This is a genomic window from Vibrio agarilyticus, from assembly GCF_012641465.1.
Classification (GTDB): domain Bacteria; phylum Pseudomonadota; class Gammaproteobacteria; order Enterobacterales; family Vibrionaceae; genus Vibrio; species Vibrio agarilyticus.
The window spans coordinates 1-14,992 of record NZ_JABAIK010000010.1 but is presented as its reverse complement, the minus strand read 5'-3'; the positions used below and the strand labels follow the sequence as shown (position 1 = coordinate 14,992).

The window sequence follows — 14,992 nt, the reverse complement described above, 5'->3', positions numbered from 1 at the left end:
AAGTAATTTAAAAAGCACCTCGAAAGAGGTGCTTTTTTTATGTCTGCTTCTGGCCACCACATTCGCCATCGGGGATTAGAAATCAAAGAGTACGTTAACCGAAAACAGTGAGTCGGAATTGTAAAGCCCTTCGGGTACACGGTCGTGATAGGCTTGCGAATGGGCAATTTTTAACGCGATACGTTCAGTAATCTCATTATTGATGCTTATCGAGCTATCAATCCGCATGTTGCTGCGCCCTGAGACTGCGGTAACATCGGCGGCAAGTCTTAAATTATCGACCACTTGCCACGCAGATGTGATGTGCGTGCGTACAATACCTTCTTTAACATCCTCTGGAAAAACCAGGTCATCGTCGTCAATTTCTTCCGTATTGGGTTTTTGATAACGAAACCCCGGGCCGACTTCAAATTCCAGTAAGAAAGTCTCAGTGTTGGTGATTTGATAACCAAGGCCACTTGAAACGGTATAGTCTTTAAAGTACGCACTGTACTTGCTGTCAACGCCTTGAAAGTTACCGTAGAGGTAGGCTTTAGGGCCTAGCTTAAAGTCAGTTTGAGCGGCGTAAGTAAAGGTCCGAGAGTCTTCTTCACCATCTTTATATAGGTGAAAATAACGCCATTCTGCAGAAGAACGGTGACGTCCTATGGTGTACTCCCCTGCCAAGCGAGTGTTCAGCGCTTTTGATTCTGTATTTCCTGAATGGGCAATGTAACCAAATTCAGCTTCACCATGCACCGGCGGCATCCACTCAAAAGAGAGGGCGCGCTCAGCAGCTTGCTCTAATGCAAATGCACTGTTGGCTAATAGGACGACGGGTAACGCAAGCAGGCGTCGGTAATGACAGCGAAAGGGCGACACAAAACCTCACAAAGGCAATGATTTAGACGAGTTCATCCGTGGAGCGATATTATACTCAACTCCTTCAAAGATGCGAGGTTCTGCCGTTGGTGAACGCAAAAGCTTGCCAGAAACTGACACGGAAAGTTCGAATTCTTCATTACAAACTCTGACGCTCGGTTATAATGGTCGATCAGTGTGAGTTGTAGAGTGACATCATGGCGGAAAATAAACATCGTAAACCGATCGACAGTCAGGTCGAAGCCATTAAGGCGCCCCCGCATTCGTTAGAGGCGGAGCAGTCCGTTATTGGCGGCTTGCTGCTGGATAATGAGCGTTGGGATACCGTGGCAGAGCGTGTTGTCGCAAAAGATTTCTACAGTCGCCCACACAGACTGATTTTTGAAGCCAGCAAATCGATTCTTGAGCAGAATAAACCACTGGATCTTATTACGCTATCTGAGTTTTTAGAGCGCCGAGAGCAGCTCGATGATGTTGGCGGTTTTGCCTATTTGGCTGATTTGGCGAAAAATACTCCCAGCGCAGCGAACATCAATGCCTATGCCGACATTGTGGCAGAACGCGCCATGGTGCGTAGCCTAATAAGCGTTGCCAATGATATCGCCGATGCAGGCTACGATCCGCAAGGCCGTACGTCGGAAGAGCTCCTTGATCTGGCCGAAAGCAAAGTGTTTGCCATTGCTGAAGAGCGCACTCGTGATAACGAAGGGCCGCAAAATGTCGATTCAATCTTAGAAAAAACACTTGAGCGAATTGAACTTTTGTATCAATCGCCGCAAGACGGCGTGACAGGGGTCAGTACCGGTTTTACCGATCTTAATAAAATGACAGCGGGTTTACAGGGCTCGGATCTGGTGATTGTGGCCGCGCGCCCTTCGATGGGTAAAACCACGTTTGCGATGAACTTGTGTGAAAACGCCGCAATGGAGCAAGATAAGCCAGTGCTGATTTTCTCGCTCGAAATGCCATCAGAGCAGTTGATGATGCGTACATTGGCCTCACTTTCTCGTGTCGATCAAACCAAAATTCGTACCGGTCAGCTGGATGATGATGACTGGGCACGCATCTCCTCAACCATGGGGATTTTGATGCAAAAGAAAAACATGTATATCGACGACAGCTCCGGTTTGACACCAACAGAATTGCGCTCTCGAGCGCGTCGGGTCGCTCGCGAACATGGCGGTCTTTCGATGATCATGGTCGATTATTTGCAATTGATGCGAGTGCCGTCGTTATCGGAGAACCGAACATTGGAAATCGCAGAAATTTCTCGCTCACTCAAAGCATTAGCAAAAGAACTTAATGTGCCTGTGGTCGCGCTCTCTCAGCTTAACCGTTCGTTGGAACAACGCGCGGATAAACGCCCGGTGAACTCAGACTTGCGTGAATCTGGCTCGATTGAGCAAGACGCCGACTTAATTATGTTCATTTATCGTGATGAAGTTTACCATCCTGATAGCCCCTATAAGGGTACCTCCGAAATTATTATTGGTAAGCAACGTAACGGTCCGATTGGCCGCGTGCGCTTGACCTTCCAAGGTCAGCATTCGCGTTTTGACAACTACGCAGGCCCTGCCTTTGACGACGATGAGTGATCCCCATGAGTTATATGAAAGCGGCCACCGCAAGCATAGATTTAGCTGCGCTTGAGCACAATTTGGCGCGACTGTCTGAGTTGGCACCCCACAGTAAAATGATCGCCGTTGTCAAAGCCAATGCTTATGGGCACGGTTTGCGGTATGTCGCCGATACTGCAAAGCGCGCGGATGCATTTGGTGTGGCGCGTATTGAAGAGGCGTTACAATTGCGAGCTAATGGGATTGTGCAGCCGATTTTATTGCTGGAAGGCTTTTATTCAGCCAGTGATTTACGTGTGCTCGTGACAAATAACATTCAAACGGTAGTGCATTGCGAAGAGCAGTTGCGCGATCTTGAAGCGGCGCAATTGGAGACGCCAGTTGTCGTATGGCTAAAAATTGATAGTGGTATGCACAGGCTCGGTGTACGCCCTGAGCAGTTTGATGATTTTGTTGCGCGATTGCATCAGTGCAACAATGTCGCCAAGCCGCTGCGTTATATGAGCCACTTTGGTTGCGCCGATGAATTACAAAGCGCGGTCACCACTGAGCAATTGAGCCAGTTTTTGGCGTTAACGGAAGGTTGCCAGGGTGACCGCACGCTGGCGGCATCGGCCGGAATTCTTGCTTGGCCAAAGAGCCACTTAGAGTGGGTTCGCCCTGGTATCATTATGTATGGTGTTTCCCCCTTTGCTGAGCAAAGCGCTGAGCAACTGGGCTTTAAACCGGTAATGACATTAAAATCTCACTTGATTGCCGTGCGTGATGTCAAGGCTGGTGAGAGTGTCGGTTACGGTGGGATCTGGCGTAGTGAGCGCGATACCAAAGTGGGTGTTGTGGCGATAGGGTATGGCGATGGTTACCCACGCACAGCGCCTAATGGTACGCCAGTATGGATTAATGGTCGCAAAGTGCCGCTGGCAGGACGCGTTTCCATGGACATGCTCACTGTCGATTTAGGGCCTGAAGCCGCTGATCGTGTTGGCGATGAAGCCATACTTTGGGGAAGTGCGCTGCCATCGGAAGAAGTGGCGCAGCATATCGGCACCATAGCGTATGAGCTGGTCACCAAATTAACCGCTCGTGTGGCAATGGAATACACATACGAAACGACTGAGTAGATTGTTCGATGGCACAATTTATCTAACTTTGCGTGATGCAGCGCAATACTTGTGCCATTTTTGAACGGGATAATGCGGTTGACCTGCATGTTGGACCTCGCTTCTTGAGGTAACTTGGTTATACTTTTTAGTGAGCTAACTTGGCGTTTTTAAAAAAGAATTTAGCTCGTGGCACTTTTGCCTTTTTCTCATATACCCAAACAACTTCAAGTGGAAAGGGAATATCCCCTTTCTACTTGAAGTTGCAGCGTTGTTGGCTGGCACTCACAAACCTCATCTCATAGTGTATCTATGCTCAGAGGCTTTGTTCGTTTGCCGCCTACCTGCATCTCCAAGTTGTTTGGGTATAGCGCGGCACGGCGCTGAGATGCTGTACGGAATTAAAAACAATATAACTTCTGGATTTTTACCATGTTGAAAAATATCAACCCAACCCAAACTCAAGCTTGGACTGCGCTGACTGCGCATTTTGAAAACGCGCAAGATATGGATATGACGGCGCTATTTGCTCAAGACGCGGCGCGTTTTGATAAATTCTCTGCGCGTTTTGGTCAAGATATCTTAGTCGATTACTCTAAAAACCTGATTAGCGAAGAGACGCTTTCACATCTGTTTGCTTTGGCAAAAGAGACCGAACTGAGCGCGGCTATCGGCGCGATGTTCAGTGGCGAAGCGATCAACCAAACCGAAGGTCGCGCTGTTTTGCATACGGCTTTGCGTAATCGCAGTAACACACCAGTTATGGTCGATGGTGAAGATGTCATGCCAGCGGTTAATGCGGTATTGGCAAAAATCAAGCAGTTTACTGAGCGCGTGATTGGCGGTGAATGGAAAGGTTATACAGGCAAAGCGATCACCGATATTGTTAACATCGGTATTGGTGGCTCAGATCTTGGCCCTTACATGGTGACAGAGGCGCTTGCACCTTACAAAAATCATTTGAATCTGCATTTTGTGTCTAACGTGGATGGCACTCATGTGGTGGAAACGCTGAAGAAAGTGGATCCAGAAACCACCTTATTCTTGATTGCGTCAAAAACCTTTACCACTCAAGAAACGATGACGAACGCACACACTGCGCGTGATTGGTTCCTAGGTTCAGCGGGCGATGAGGCGCATGTTGCGAAACACTTTGCTGCGCTATCAACCAATGGCACTGCGGTTGCTGAGTTTGGTATTGATACCGACAACATGTTTGAGTTCTGGGACTGGGTGGGTGGTCGTTACTCACTTTGGTCTGCGATCGGTCTGTCGATTGCACTGTCTGTCGGTTACGACAATTTCATTGAGCTGCTTGATGGCGCTCATGAGATGGACAAGCATTTTGCGACTACGGAACTGGAAAGCAACATTCCTGTTATTTTGGCACTGATTGGCATTTGGTATAACAACTTCCACGGCGCTGAATCAGAAGCGATTTTGCCATACGATCAATACATGCACCGCTTTGCTGCCTATTTCCAACAAGGAAACATGGAGTCGAATGGTAAATACGTTGATCGTAACGGTCATGCGGTAACGTATCAAACCGGCCCAATCATTTGGGGTGAACCGGGTACTAACGGTCAACACGCGTTCTATCAATTGATCCATCAAGGCACAAAACTTATCCCTTGTGACTTTATCGCACCTGCGATTAGCCATAATCCTGCAGGCGATCATCATCAAAAATTGATGTCGAACTTCTTTGCACAAACAGAAGCATTGGCGTTTGGTAAAACAGCAGAAGCGGTTTTAGCTGAGTTTATCAAAGCGGGCAAAACCGAAGCGGAAGTGGCAGAGCTTGTACCATTCAAGGTTTTTGAAGGTAACCGTCCAACCAACTCAATTTTGGTTAAGCAAATTACGCCACGCACATTGGGTAACTTAATCGCTATGTATGAACATAAGATTTTCGTTCAAGGTGTGATTTGGAATATCTTCAGCTTTGACCAATGGGGTGTTGAACTGGGTAAACAGTTGGCAAACCAAATTCTGCCAGAGCTGGCTGATGAAGCAAAAATCAGCTCACACGATAGCTCAACGAACGGTTTGATTAATGCATTTAAAGCGTTCAAAGCGTAAGCGATAGTCGCAAAAGAAAAGGTCAGCAAATGCTGACCTTTTTTAATTATGGTATCCAGTAAAAACGCTATTCAAAGCAGATTTCAATGAAAGCATTACCCCAAGGCGATGAGAACGGCATAATAATGATCGAACCTTCGCATTTATGGCGAATGGTGTGACCTTTTCCTGATACCACGACAGGGGTTGCCATCTCAAAGTCAAAGCCGCTTTCAGCCAGAATACGCTTGGCGCCACCTGTGACCATGTTGGTGATTTCACCCACCATGTCAGTCACTTCTTCATTCAAGCCGTTTGGCCTTTCACCAAGCATATTTTGCATGATTTCGAGAGCTAAGGATTCGTCGAAGGTGATCGACATCGACCCACGTGTTTGTTGGCCCACCATGCCAATCAAACCTGAGATATCGCCTCGAGCGATTTCATCTTTTTTGAGTCGAGGTTTTTGTGGCTTCAACTCCAATGAAGCCATCGTTTTTAAGACGTTCATCAATGAAGCCAAAAACGGGTTTACAAATTCAGCGCGCATAACGTTCTTCTATAACTTTTGTTTATTGTTTGTCTGAGGCACAGGCTTGACACACTCCATGCGTTTCAATGACCTGATTCGTTAATTGAAAGCCGTGATTTTCTGCATTTTTCTTGAGCAAGGATATCAATGATTCATCCTGAAGTTCAACGACATCGCCACACTTATCACAAATAAGCAATTGAAAAAAATGTGATTTATTAAGGCATGAGCCACAAGGAATGTAACTGTTCGTCGACTCCACTCTGTGGATGAAGCCCTGCTCTAATAAAAAATCCAGCGCGCGATAAACCGTTGGTGGCTTTGCGTTTGGCTCACTCACCTTCAGTTGATCCAGAAGCTCATAAGCGCTGGAAGCTTTACGATTTGAGCAGATAAGCTCAAAAACCCGCTTTCGTTGCGGAGTTAGTCTGACGCCTCGGGCGTGGCATATTCCCTGAACATGCTCTATCAAAGTTGGGTCCAAGTTTGTACCACCATTGTAATTGGACAGCCGTAATGATACCTCATTTCTACCCCAAGATCGCCGATAAACCAAGCGAATTGCCCGCTTATAACGCGTTTTCTTGGACAAGATCGTTTTATCCTTCTGTTACGGAATGCGAAATCATCCCATTTATATACCCAAGTAACTTCAAGATGCCGGGCTCAGCGAGAATGCCTTGATTGTTTAGTGATGCGAGGGTTTGAATATTGAGCGGTTTTCAATTGAAAATCGTTAACAGATGGCTGCGGTAAACAACTTAAAAATAGGCTCGCTATTTCACGGCGCTGTTTGCCTAGAAACAGAGGCGCACTCGCTCCAAATGATTTGGGTAATCCAGACTTGGGTAAAGAATAAACTTGAGGTAAAATCCGCGCTCTTTTCGACCATGTCATGCGTTCCTTTCAGCAGTCTGTAATAAACAGAGTGTTTGAGTGAGAGCGGCCGTCATGGTTTCGAGTATCATCTCGCCTTTGTGGAGTTAGACAATGCACAATAGTGACGCGTCTGTAGTCAATCATACCGATGAATCATCATACGATGGCGCTTTCCCTAGCTGCCGTCTTTCTGTTGCTCCAATGCTCGATTGGACGGATCGTCATTGCCGTTATTTTCACCGTTTGATGAGCGAGCATACTCAGCTTTACTCTGAGATGGTCACAACGGGCGCAATCATCCATGGTAAGGGTGATTTTTTAGCTTATAACGAGCAAGAGCACCCATTGGTATTGCAGCTGGGCGGTTCCAATCCGGCGGATCTTGCAACATGTGCCAAGCTTGCCCAAGCACGTGGTTATGATGAAATTAACCTTAATGTAGGCTGTCCATCTGATCGTGTGCAAAATGGACGTTTTGGCGCATGCTTGATGGCGGAACCCGAGTTGGTTGCCCAATGTATTGCCGCCATGCGTGAAGTGGTCGATATTCCCGTCACAGTAAAGACACGCATCGGTATTGATGATCAAGACTCGTATGCATTTTTGACCGATTTTGTCGGTATTGTTTCTGAAAAGGGTGGTTGCGAACAGTTTACTATCCATGCGCGTAAGGCCTGGTTAAGTGGCTTGAGTCCCAAAGAGAATCGTGAAATTCCACCATTGGATTACCCGCGTGCTTATCAACTAAAACAAGATTTTGCCCACTTAACCATCGCAGTGAATGGTGGGGTGAAATCACTTGAGGAAGCAAAGTCGCACTTAGCACATCTTGATGGTGTCATGATTGGCCGTGAAGCTTATCAGAACCCTTACATCCTAGCGTCTGTTGACCAAACGCTGTTTGGGGCAACGCGGCCTGTGATCAAACGTCGCCAAGTTGTTGAGGCGATGTACCCTTACATTGAAACACAATTGAGCAATGGCTCATATCTTGGGCACATTTCTCGTCATATGATTGGTCTGTTTCAAAATATGCCTGGCGCGCGTCAATGGCGTCGCCATATCAGCGAAAACGCGCATAAACCCGGGGCGGGAATCGAAGTGCTTGAGCAAGCATTGGCCAAAATTCCAAGTGAGCTGGACGTATAATTAGCATTGTTGACCATTTGGTGAGCAAGAGTGCGTTCGAACAATCGATGTAACCAGCCCTTTTAAACGATACCACTTAAAGATGCCGGTAGGCGGCAAACGAGCAAAGCCTCTGAGCACTTCGTGAACATAGAGAGACTATGTGATGAGGTTTGTGAGAGCCTGCCCCATTATTTTTTTAAGCAAAGCGCTGCAACTTCAAGCGGAAAGGGTATAAAAGGGCGGCGATAAATAAGACACAATAAAGGCAGCGCAATTTCAAGCGAGTGCCGTGGAGCAAAGAATGAAGAAGTATTGGTTTGCGGTGAGCGGCGTATTGGCGGCTTTGAGCTTTTCATCTCAGGCAATTGCGCAAAGTAGTGCTGAAAATGGCAAGTCATCGCCAGATATCCACATTGCTGGCATGGTTGGGTTTGACGTATGGCAAGCAAGTGCCAAAAACGATGAAGTGCGTGGCAATGATGATACTGCTGCCGGTATGCAAGTGGCGCTGGAAACATCACTTCCTTATGTGCCTCACCTGAAATTACGTTATTTACCCGTCAATACTGGCGATGTTCAATTCGATAAGTCGGATGTAACTTTTTATTATCCATTAATCGCTCACAAGTTGATGGACTTCAATGGCGGCTTAACTCTGTCGAATTATGCCGATGCACAGTGGTCTCAACCTAGTAATGGGGCACGTCATTCTTTTGATGAGATGGTGTTTGGTTGGTATGCAGACGCAACAATTCGAGTGCCTAATAGTGGTTTTGCCATCATTGGTGAGTTTGACTTCGGAAATACGGCTGGCATCAAACACGCCGATGTCACTGCGGGTGCGCAGTACACTGTTTCTAAATTTGGCGGTGAGTGGCAACTTCGAGCGGGTTATCGCGTGATTGACCTGATGTTGACGGATGTTGGCACCGCTACGGGTGAGCACAAAGTGTTTGTTGATGGCTGGTTTGCTGGGGTTCACTATCGTTTTTGATAACCTATCACATCTCTTTTGGCAACGTCGCTGTGATTTTTTAGAACGTCACCTTATTAGGTGGCGTTTTTTTATGCTTCTTCGCAATACTGATGCGAGTTTATTTAGCATTCGATCAAGAATGGACCATGCTTTAAGCGTTCGTCTTATGAGGCGAGGCTTTGCAGGCTTATTATCTTTGACGTTAGAAGATGGGCCGAGGCGATCATTAAGACCAGCAAAGCAATGGACGAGGATTTCTAAGGCAGGGGCTTCTCTATGACTTTAAATGAACTTCGCAATCTGTTTCGAGAGAACTTGTTAGTTGAAGCAGTGATTGAACCCTCGACTCAAGGTGGGGCGTGGATTGTTGAATTTCGCCACACGCGGGGTGGGTTTGTCTTACTAACTGACTGCCACGGTGAAGAGTGCCATTATGATGATCTGGATATGGCCTCTAAATCGGCCATGGCGGTGGGGTTTCAGCAAGTTCGCATTGAGACTCGCAATGAACTTTAACTCATTGTCACGGTGTTTGATTCGCGCGTCTTAATTCAATTGGTTATAAAACATTCTCATCTATTCTTTATTGTTATTTAGCTGAGTGGTTAATCTAACGTCACGCAATGAATAGGGATGTCGTGACCATGTCGTTAAATAAGCCAGTTTCTTCCTCGTCGCAGGTACCGCCAAATGGCGAACCTCGATCCAGTCAGAATCCGCCAGCGGGATTGAGTAGCCCGTTAAATGATCAGCAGTTTTCTCTTTTACAGCAATCGGTTTCTCATCTCTCTTCCCAGCAGCTGGCATGGGTCAGTGGGTATTTTTGGGGATTAGCCAGCGGCGGTGAACAGTCGGTAACTGCCGATGCTCCGGCCAGCGCGGTTGCGGCTGTACCCGCGTTACCGAAAGGCAAGCTCACCATTATTTTTGCTTCACAAACCGGAAATGCGAAAGGGGTCGCTGAAGGGTTGGCAGAGCAGGCCAAGCACAAAGGGATTGAGGTCGCTTTGTTTGATGCCAGTGATTACAAAGGAAAGAATCTCGCTAAAGAGACCCATGTGATCATCGTCGCTTCAACCAACGGTGAGGGTGAAGCGCCGGATAATGCCATCGCACTTCATGAGTTTTTACAGTCTAAGAAAGCACCCGATTTGTCACAGCTGCAATTTGGCGTGATTGGCCTTGGAGACTCAAGCTATGAGTTTTTCTGTCAAACAGGCAAAGATTTCGATGACTTCTTGTCGAAACTCGGCGCAACGCGATTTATCGAACGCGTGGATTGCGACGTGGATTATGATGCGCCTGCGGCGCAATGGTGTGAACAAGCGTTAACCAAAGTTGCTGAGTTATTAACCGGGCCCAGTGATAACCAAGTTGTGCAGCTACCGCTAACGCAAGCCACAGAAACGTCAGTCGCGTTTACTAAACACAATCCGTTTTCTGCCACGTTACTTTCCAGCCAAAAAATCACAGGTCGTGATTCCACAAAAACGGTGCAACATATTGAGATCGATCTGGAAGGTTCGGGGATTCAGTATCAACCAGGCGATGCTTTAGGGGTCTGGTATGAAAATGATCCAGAGTTAGTGAAAGCGCTGCTGGTAAAAGTCGGACTGTCTGGCGTTGAAAGCATTGATGTTGATGGCAACAGCTTGTCATTACAACATGCGCTACAAAATCACTTTGAAATTACCACAGCGAATCCGCAATTAGTCAGTAAGTTTGCTGAGTTGTCACAAAGTAAAAAGCTGCTAAAGCTGGGGGAAGATAAAAGCAAATTGCGCGAGTACGCTGCCGCAACCCAAGTTATCGATGTGTTTGCAGAAAAGAAAACCAAGTTGAGCGCAGAACAACTGGTCGGTCTGCTACGCCGCCTGACGCCTCGACTCTACTCCATTGCCTCAAGTCAGGCTGAAGTCGATGAAGAGGTTCATTTGACGGTCGGTTTGGTTGAGTATTCAAAAGGTGATGAGGTTCGATTAGGCGGTGCATCGGGCTTTTTGATTCAGCGCTTACAAGAAGAGGCGCCGGTAAAGGTGTTTGTCGAGCATAACAATAACTTTAAATTGCCCGATGATGATGCGTTGCCGCTGATCATGATTGGTCCAGGTACGGGGATCGCGCCATTTCGCAGTTTTCTTCAAGAGCGTGATAACCGCGGTGCATCGGGGAAAAACTGGCTTATTTTTGGCGATCGGACTTTTACTCAAGACTTTCTTTATCAAGTTGAGTGGCAGCAGTATTTAAAAACAGGGTTATTGACGCGCATGGATGTTGCGTTTAGTCGCGACAGTGCACAAAAGGTCTATGTACAGCAGCGATTATTGGAGCAAGGGGCGCAACTTTGGCAGTGGCTCGAACAGGGAGCGCACCTTTATGTGTGTGGTGATGCGACCCATATGGCTAAAGATGTACATGAAACCTTAATTGAAGTGGCGCAAAGCCATGGCAAATTGTCTCGAACTGAGGCAGAGCACTACATCAATGAATTACGCAAAGCCAAACGTTATCAAAGGGATGTTTATTAATGAGCGCAAATCAACCAACAGCAAATCAACAAGTCTTGGGCGAAGAGCTTGGGCCACTGTCTGACAACGAGCGATTGAAGCGTGAAAGTCATCTATTGCGTGGCACGATTGACCAGGATCTCAATGACGCGATGACCGGAGGGTTTACGGCCGATAACTTTCAGTTGATCCGCTTTCACGGTATGTATCAGCAAGATGATCGCGACATTCGTAACGAGCGCGCCAAGCAAAAGCTTGAGCCATTGCATAACGTAATGCTTCGCGCTCGCATGCCAGGCGGGATCATTACGCCAACGCAGTGGTTGGCAATTGATAAGTTTGCTTCAGAGCATTCGCTATATGGCAGTATTCGATTAACGACGCGGCAAACCTTTCAGTTTCATGGGGTTCTTAAGCCAAACATTAAATTGATGCATCAAACGTTAAATAGCATTGGCATTGACTCGATTGCGACGGCGGGAGATGTGAATCGTAATGTGTTATGTACGACCAATCCGGTTGAGTCTGAGCTACATCAAGAGGCGTACGAGTGGGCAAAGAAAATTAGTGAGCACTTGCTGCCCAAAACAAAGGCGTATGCTGAAATTTGGCTCGATGGCGAAAAAGTGGAATCAACCGAGGAAGACGAGCCTATTTTAGGAAAAACGTATCTGCCACGTAAATTTAAAACTACCGTGGTGATCCCGCCTCAAAACGACGTTGACGTTCATGCGAACGATCTTAACTTTGTCGCGATTGCAAAAGACGGAAAGTTGGTGGGCTTCAATGTGCTGGTGGGCGGTGGTCTCGCCATGACGCACGGTGATACATCAACCTACCCACGTCGTGCGGACGATTTCGGCTTCATTCCACTGAACAAAACACTCGATGTGGCCGCTGCTGTGGTAACGACTCAGCGTGATTGGGGTAACCGTTCAAACCGCAAAAACGCCAAAACCAAATACACGTTGGATCGTGTCGGCAGTGATGTGTTTAAAGCGGAAGTGGAAAAACGTGCTGGAATTCAGTTTGAAGCAAGTCGCCCTTATGAATTTACGGAACGTGGTGACCGTATTGGTTGGGTTGAAGGTATCGAAGGAAACCATCACCTAGCGCTTTTCATTGAAAATGGGCGTTTGCTTGATTTCCCGGGCAAGCCGCTGAAAACTGGTGTGGCAGAAATTGCCAAGATCCATAAAGGCGACTTCCGCATGACTGCAAACCAAAACCTGATTGTGGCGGGAGTACCAAAGAGTCAAAAAGCGACGATTGAGAAGATCGCTCGTGAGCATGGCTTAATGGATGACGGCATCAGCGAGCAGCGTAAGAATTCGATGGCGTGTGTTGCCTTTCCGACCTGTCCATTGGCGATGGCGGAAGCTGAGCGTTTCCTGCCTCAGTTTGTGACAGATGTTGAAGGGATATTGGAAAAGCACGGTTTACCCGAACAAGACAATATTATCTTACGTGTCACCGGTTGCCCCAATGGCTGTGGCCGCGCGATGTTGGCTGAAATTGGATTGGTAGGTAAAGCTCCAGGGCGCTACAACCTCCATCTAGGTGGAAATCGTGCCGGAACGCGGGTTCCGAAAATGTATAAAGAGAACATTACGGAAAATCAAATTCTAGAAGAGATTGATGCTCTTGTTGCACTGTGGGCAAAAGAGCGTCAAGTTGATGAAGGGTTTGGTGATTTTACCATTCGCGCCGGGATCATTAATGAAGTGAAAGTATCAAAGAGGGATTTTTATGCTTGATTTGCCAACAGTAAGCCCTTCTTTACCGAAGCTAGAAGTGTTGTTAAGCCTCACGAAAACGGAACAAGCATTACATCTTGCAGAGATTAATCTATGGCTAGAAGCGCAGACGGCGGCGCAACGCGTGCAATGGGCTCTGGACCATTTAGCCGAAGATGGCACGGCAATAGTCTCTTCAAGTTTTGGTATTCAAGCTGCGGTGATGCTTCATCTTGTCACTCAAGAGAAAGCGCATATTCCAGTGGTGCTCACCGATACTGGCTATTTGTTCTCTGAAACCTACCAATTTATTGATGATCTTACTGAGAGGTTATCACTGAATGTAAATGTTTACCGCGCGCGCGAAAGTTCCGCTTGGCAGGAAGCTCGTTATGGCAGACTATGGGAGCAGGGCATAGAAGGGCTCGAGCGTTATAATCGCATCAATAAAGTTGAGCCCATGCGCCGAGCGCTGCGAGAACTAAATGTTGGAACATGGTTTTCGGGTTTGCGCCGCGAGCAATCGCAAACACGCGCCGGGTTACCTATTTTGTCGATACAAAATGGCGTGTTTAAATTTTTACCCGTAGTCGATTGGACGAATAAGGACGTACACGACTATCTTGAGCTAAATGACTTGCCTTACCACCCTCTTCGAGAGCAGGGCTACCTTTCAGTCGGTGATACGCACACGACGCGAAAGTGGGAGCCGGGCATGAAAGAAGAGGAAACCCGCTTTTTTGGCTTGAAGCGAGAGTGTGGGCTTCATGAAGATGATGAACAAGATGGTTCTGGAATTTAGTTTGCTTTCTATATTTATCACCTACTCGATATTTTCGTCGTTTTAAGGCCATAACCCCAGCTTAGGGAAAGAAGGCTTTGCTATAAAACAACCCTAAGCTGGTGTCTAACAATGAACACGTCATTGAAATCACCATGTTGAGAGCTGAGGTGGCGATATTCAAAAACGGGTTTATAACGGTGCTATAGACGGTAGGGATGAATAAATCTGTGGATAACATCTGTGTATATCTGTACAAAAGTGTAGAAAATGAAGCTTTGAGCAAAATAACGGCACCTAAGACATTTTTTTAAGGTTTTTTATAGAAAGCACTTGCTAACCTAGCGAGCTTGTCTATAATGCGCCCCATCGACAAGGCAGACGCCGAAAGGCTTCAATAGTCGATAAGTTCTTCGAGATGCTTCGAAAGAAGTTTTAAAAAAGTGGTTGACACTGAAAATTATCTCGATAGAATGGCCGCCTCTTCCGAAGTGACCCAGGTCACAAAGAAGTGGCTAAAAAGCCAAGCTCTTTAACAATATAAACCTATCAATCTGTGTGGGCACTCGTTGATGATAATCCAATTAGAAATTCCCTCTAATAAAAAGGGGTTTCAAATTGATTTCAATGAACTGAGTGACCAATTCAAGTTGGAAATCAGCCTTGAGCTGTTTTATTTCACTTTTTTAAAAGTGAAAGCCAATAAGAGCACAGTCAATTCAACATTACTTAGCTATTTATAGCGAAAGAAAATGTAATCAGTATTCATTGAGTCACAAAAACTTTAAATTGAAGAGTTTGATCATGGCTCAGATTGAACGCTGGCGGCAGGCCTAACACATGCAAGT

12 protein-coding genes and 1 rRNA gene are annotated in these 14,992 nt (G+C 46.7%); 10 read left to right on the top strand and 3 right to left on the bottom strand.

Annotated features, from left to right (window positions below; all coding sequences use genetic code 11):
- Positions 1 to 75: 75 nt before the first annotated feature.
- Complete coding sequence (locus HGP28_RS11260; protein WP_168836713.1) at positions 76 to 747, bottom strand: DUF481 domain-containing protein; 672 nt, start codon at positions 745 to 747, stop codon at positions 76 to 78.
- A gap of 311 nt (positions 748 to 1,058) precedes the next feature.
- Between HGP28_RS11260 and HGP28_RS11255 the strand changes: the two genes are divergently transcribed.
- The 3 genes from HGP28_RS11255 (at position 1,059) to pgi (ending at position 5,623) form a co-directional block, all read left to right on the top strand.
- On the top strand, positions 1,059 to 2,456 hold the full coding sequence (locus HGP28_RS11255) for a replicative DNA helicase (protein WP_168836568.1): 1,398 nt from the start codon (positions 1,059 to 1,061) through the stop codon (positions 2,454 to 2,456).
- Positions 2,457 to 2,461: 5 nt separating this feature from the next.
- Positions 2,462 to 3,559 carry an alanine racemase gene (gene alr / locus HGP28_RS11250; RefSeq protein WP_168836567.1) on the top strand — a complete coding sequence of 366 codons (1,098 nt, stop codon included), beginning with the start codon at positions 2,462 to 2,464 and terminating at the stop codon, positions 3,557 to 3,559.
- 411 nt (positions 3,560 to 3,970) lie between these two features.
- The gene (pgi, locus tag HGP28_RS11245; RefSeq protein ID WP_168836566.1) at positions 3,971 to 5,623 is read left to right on the top strand and encodes a glucose-6-phosphate isomerase; all 1,653 of its coding nucleotides are present in this window, start codon (positions 3,971 to 3,973) and stop codon (positions 5,621 to 5,623) included.
- 67 nt (positions 5,624 to 5,690) lie between these two features.
- On the opposite strand, the gene HGP28_RS11240 is transcribed toward pgi, so the two are convergent.
- Positions 5,691 to 6,152, bottom strand: a complete 462-nt coding sequence (locus tag HGP28_RS11240; protein WP_168836565.1) for a chemotaxis protein CheX — start codon at positions 6,150 to 6,152, stop codon at positions 5,691 to 5,693.
- 22 nt (positions 6,153 to 6,174) lie between these two features.
- Positions 6,175 to 6,645: a zinc uptake transcriptional repressor Zur gene (gene zur / locus HGP28_RS11235; protein ID WP_168836712.1), complete on the bottom strand. Its 471-nt coding sequence runs from the start codon at positions 6,643 to 6,645 to the stop codon at positions 6,175 to 6,177.
- 479 nt (positions 6,646 to 7,124) lie between these two features.
- Here zur and dusA point away from each other — a divergent pair, with 479 nt between their 5' ends.
- The 7 genes from dusA to HGP28_RS11200 form a co-directional block, all read left to right on the top strand.
- Positions 7,125 to 8,162, top strand: coding sequence for a tRNA dihydrouridine(20/20a) synthase DusA (gene dusA, locus HGP28_RS11230; protein WP_168836564.1), 1,038 nt, complete (start codon positions 7,125 to 7,127; stop codon positions 8,160 to 8,162).
- Between the two features lie 283 nt (positions 8,163 to 8,445).
- Positions 8,446 to 9,138 carry a TIGR04219 family outer membrane beta-barrel protein gene (locus tag HGP28_RS11225; RefSeq protein ID WP_168836563.1) on the top strand — a complete coding sequence of 231 codons (693 nt, stop codon included), beginning with the start codon at positions 8,446 to 8,448 and terminating at the stop codon, positions 9,136 to 9,138.
- A gap of 258 nt (positions 9,139 to 9,396) precedes the next feature.
- Complete coding sequence (locus HGP28_RS11220; RefSeq protein ID WP_168836562.1) at positions 9,397 to 9,636, top strand: hypothetical protein; 240 nt, start codon at positions 9,397 to 9,399, stop codon at positions 9,634 to 9,636.
- Positions 9,637 to 9,743: 107 nt separating this feature from the next.
- Positions 9,744 to 11,648 (top strand): assimilatory sulfite reductase (NADPH) flavoprotein subunit, encoded by a 1,905-nt coding sequence (locus HGP28_RS11215; protein ID WP_168836561.1) that lies wholly within the window; start codon positions 9,744 to 9,746, stop codon positions 11,646 to 11,648.
- The gene (cysI, locus tag HGP28_RS11210; RefSeq protein ID WP_168836560.1) at positions 11,648 to 13,384 is read left to right on the top strand and encodes an assimilatory sulfite reductase (NADPH) hemoprotein subunit; all 1,737 of its coding nucleotides are present in this window, start codon (positions 11,648 to 11,650) and stop codon (positions 13,382 to 13,384) included. Before HGP28_RS11215 ends, cysI begins: the two co-directional genes overlap by 1 nt.
- Positions 13,377 to 14,165: a phosphoadenylyl-sulfate reductase gene (locus HGP28_RS11205; protein WP_168836559.1), complete on the top strand. Its 789-nt coding sequence runs from the start codon at positions 13,377 to 13,379 to the stop codon at positions 14,163 to 14,165. Before cysI ends, HGP28_RS11205 begins: the two co-directional genes overlap by 8 nt.
- Before the next feature lie 765 nt (positions 14,166 to 14,930).
- Positions 14,931 to 14,992: ribosomal RNA gene (locus tag HGP28_RS11200) — 16S ribosomal RNA — on the top strand; the annotation flags it as partial.

Bases quoted from the DNA above. Each gene is read 5' to 3' on its own strand.
- HGP28_RS11260 (WP_168836713.1), bottom strand. From the start codon at position 747: ATGCCGCCGGTGCATGGTGAAGCTGAATTTGGTTACATTGCCCATTCA.
- HGP28_RS11255 (WP_168836568.1), top strand. From the start codon at position 1,059: ATGGCGGAAAATAAACATCGTAAACCGATCGACAGTCAGGTCGAAGCC.
- alr (WP_168836567.1), top strand. From the start codon at position 2,462: ATGAGTTATATGAAAGCGGCCACCGCAAGCATAGATTTAGCTGCGCTT.
- pgi (WP_168836566.1), top strand. From the start codon at position 3,971: ATGTTGAAAAATATCAACCCAACCCAAACTCAAGCTTGGACTGCGCTG.
- HGP28_RS11240 (WP_168836565.1), bottom strand. From the start codon at position 6,152: ATGCGCGCTGAATTTGTAAACCCGTTTTTGGCTTCATTGATGAACGTC.
- dusA (WP_168836564.1), top strand. From the start codon at position 7,125: ATGCACAATAGTGACGCGTCTGTAGTCAATCATACCGATGAATCATCA.
- HGP28_RS11225 (WP_168836563.1), top strand. From the start codon at position 8,446: ATGAAGAAGTATTGGTTTGCGGTGAGCGGCGTATTGGCGGCTTTGAGC.
- HGP28_RS11220 (WP_168836562.1), top strand. From the start codon at position 9,397: ATGACTTTAAATGAACTTCGCAATCTGTTTCGAGAGAACTTGTTAGTT.
- HGP28_RS11215 (WP_168836561.1), top strand. From the start codon at position 9,744: ATGAATAGGGATGTCGTGACCATGTCGTTAAATAAGCCAGTTTCTTCC.
- cysI (WP_168836560.1), top strand. From the start codon at position 11,648: ATGAGCGCAAATCAACCAACAGCAAATCAACAAGTCTTGGGCGAAGAG.
- HGP28_RS11205 (WP_168836559.1), top strand. From the start codon at position 13,377: ATGCTTGATTTGCCAACAGTAAGCCCTTCTTTACCGAAGCTAGAAGTG.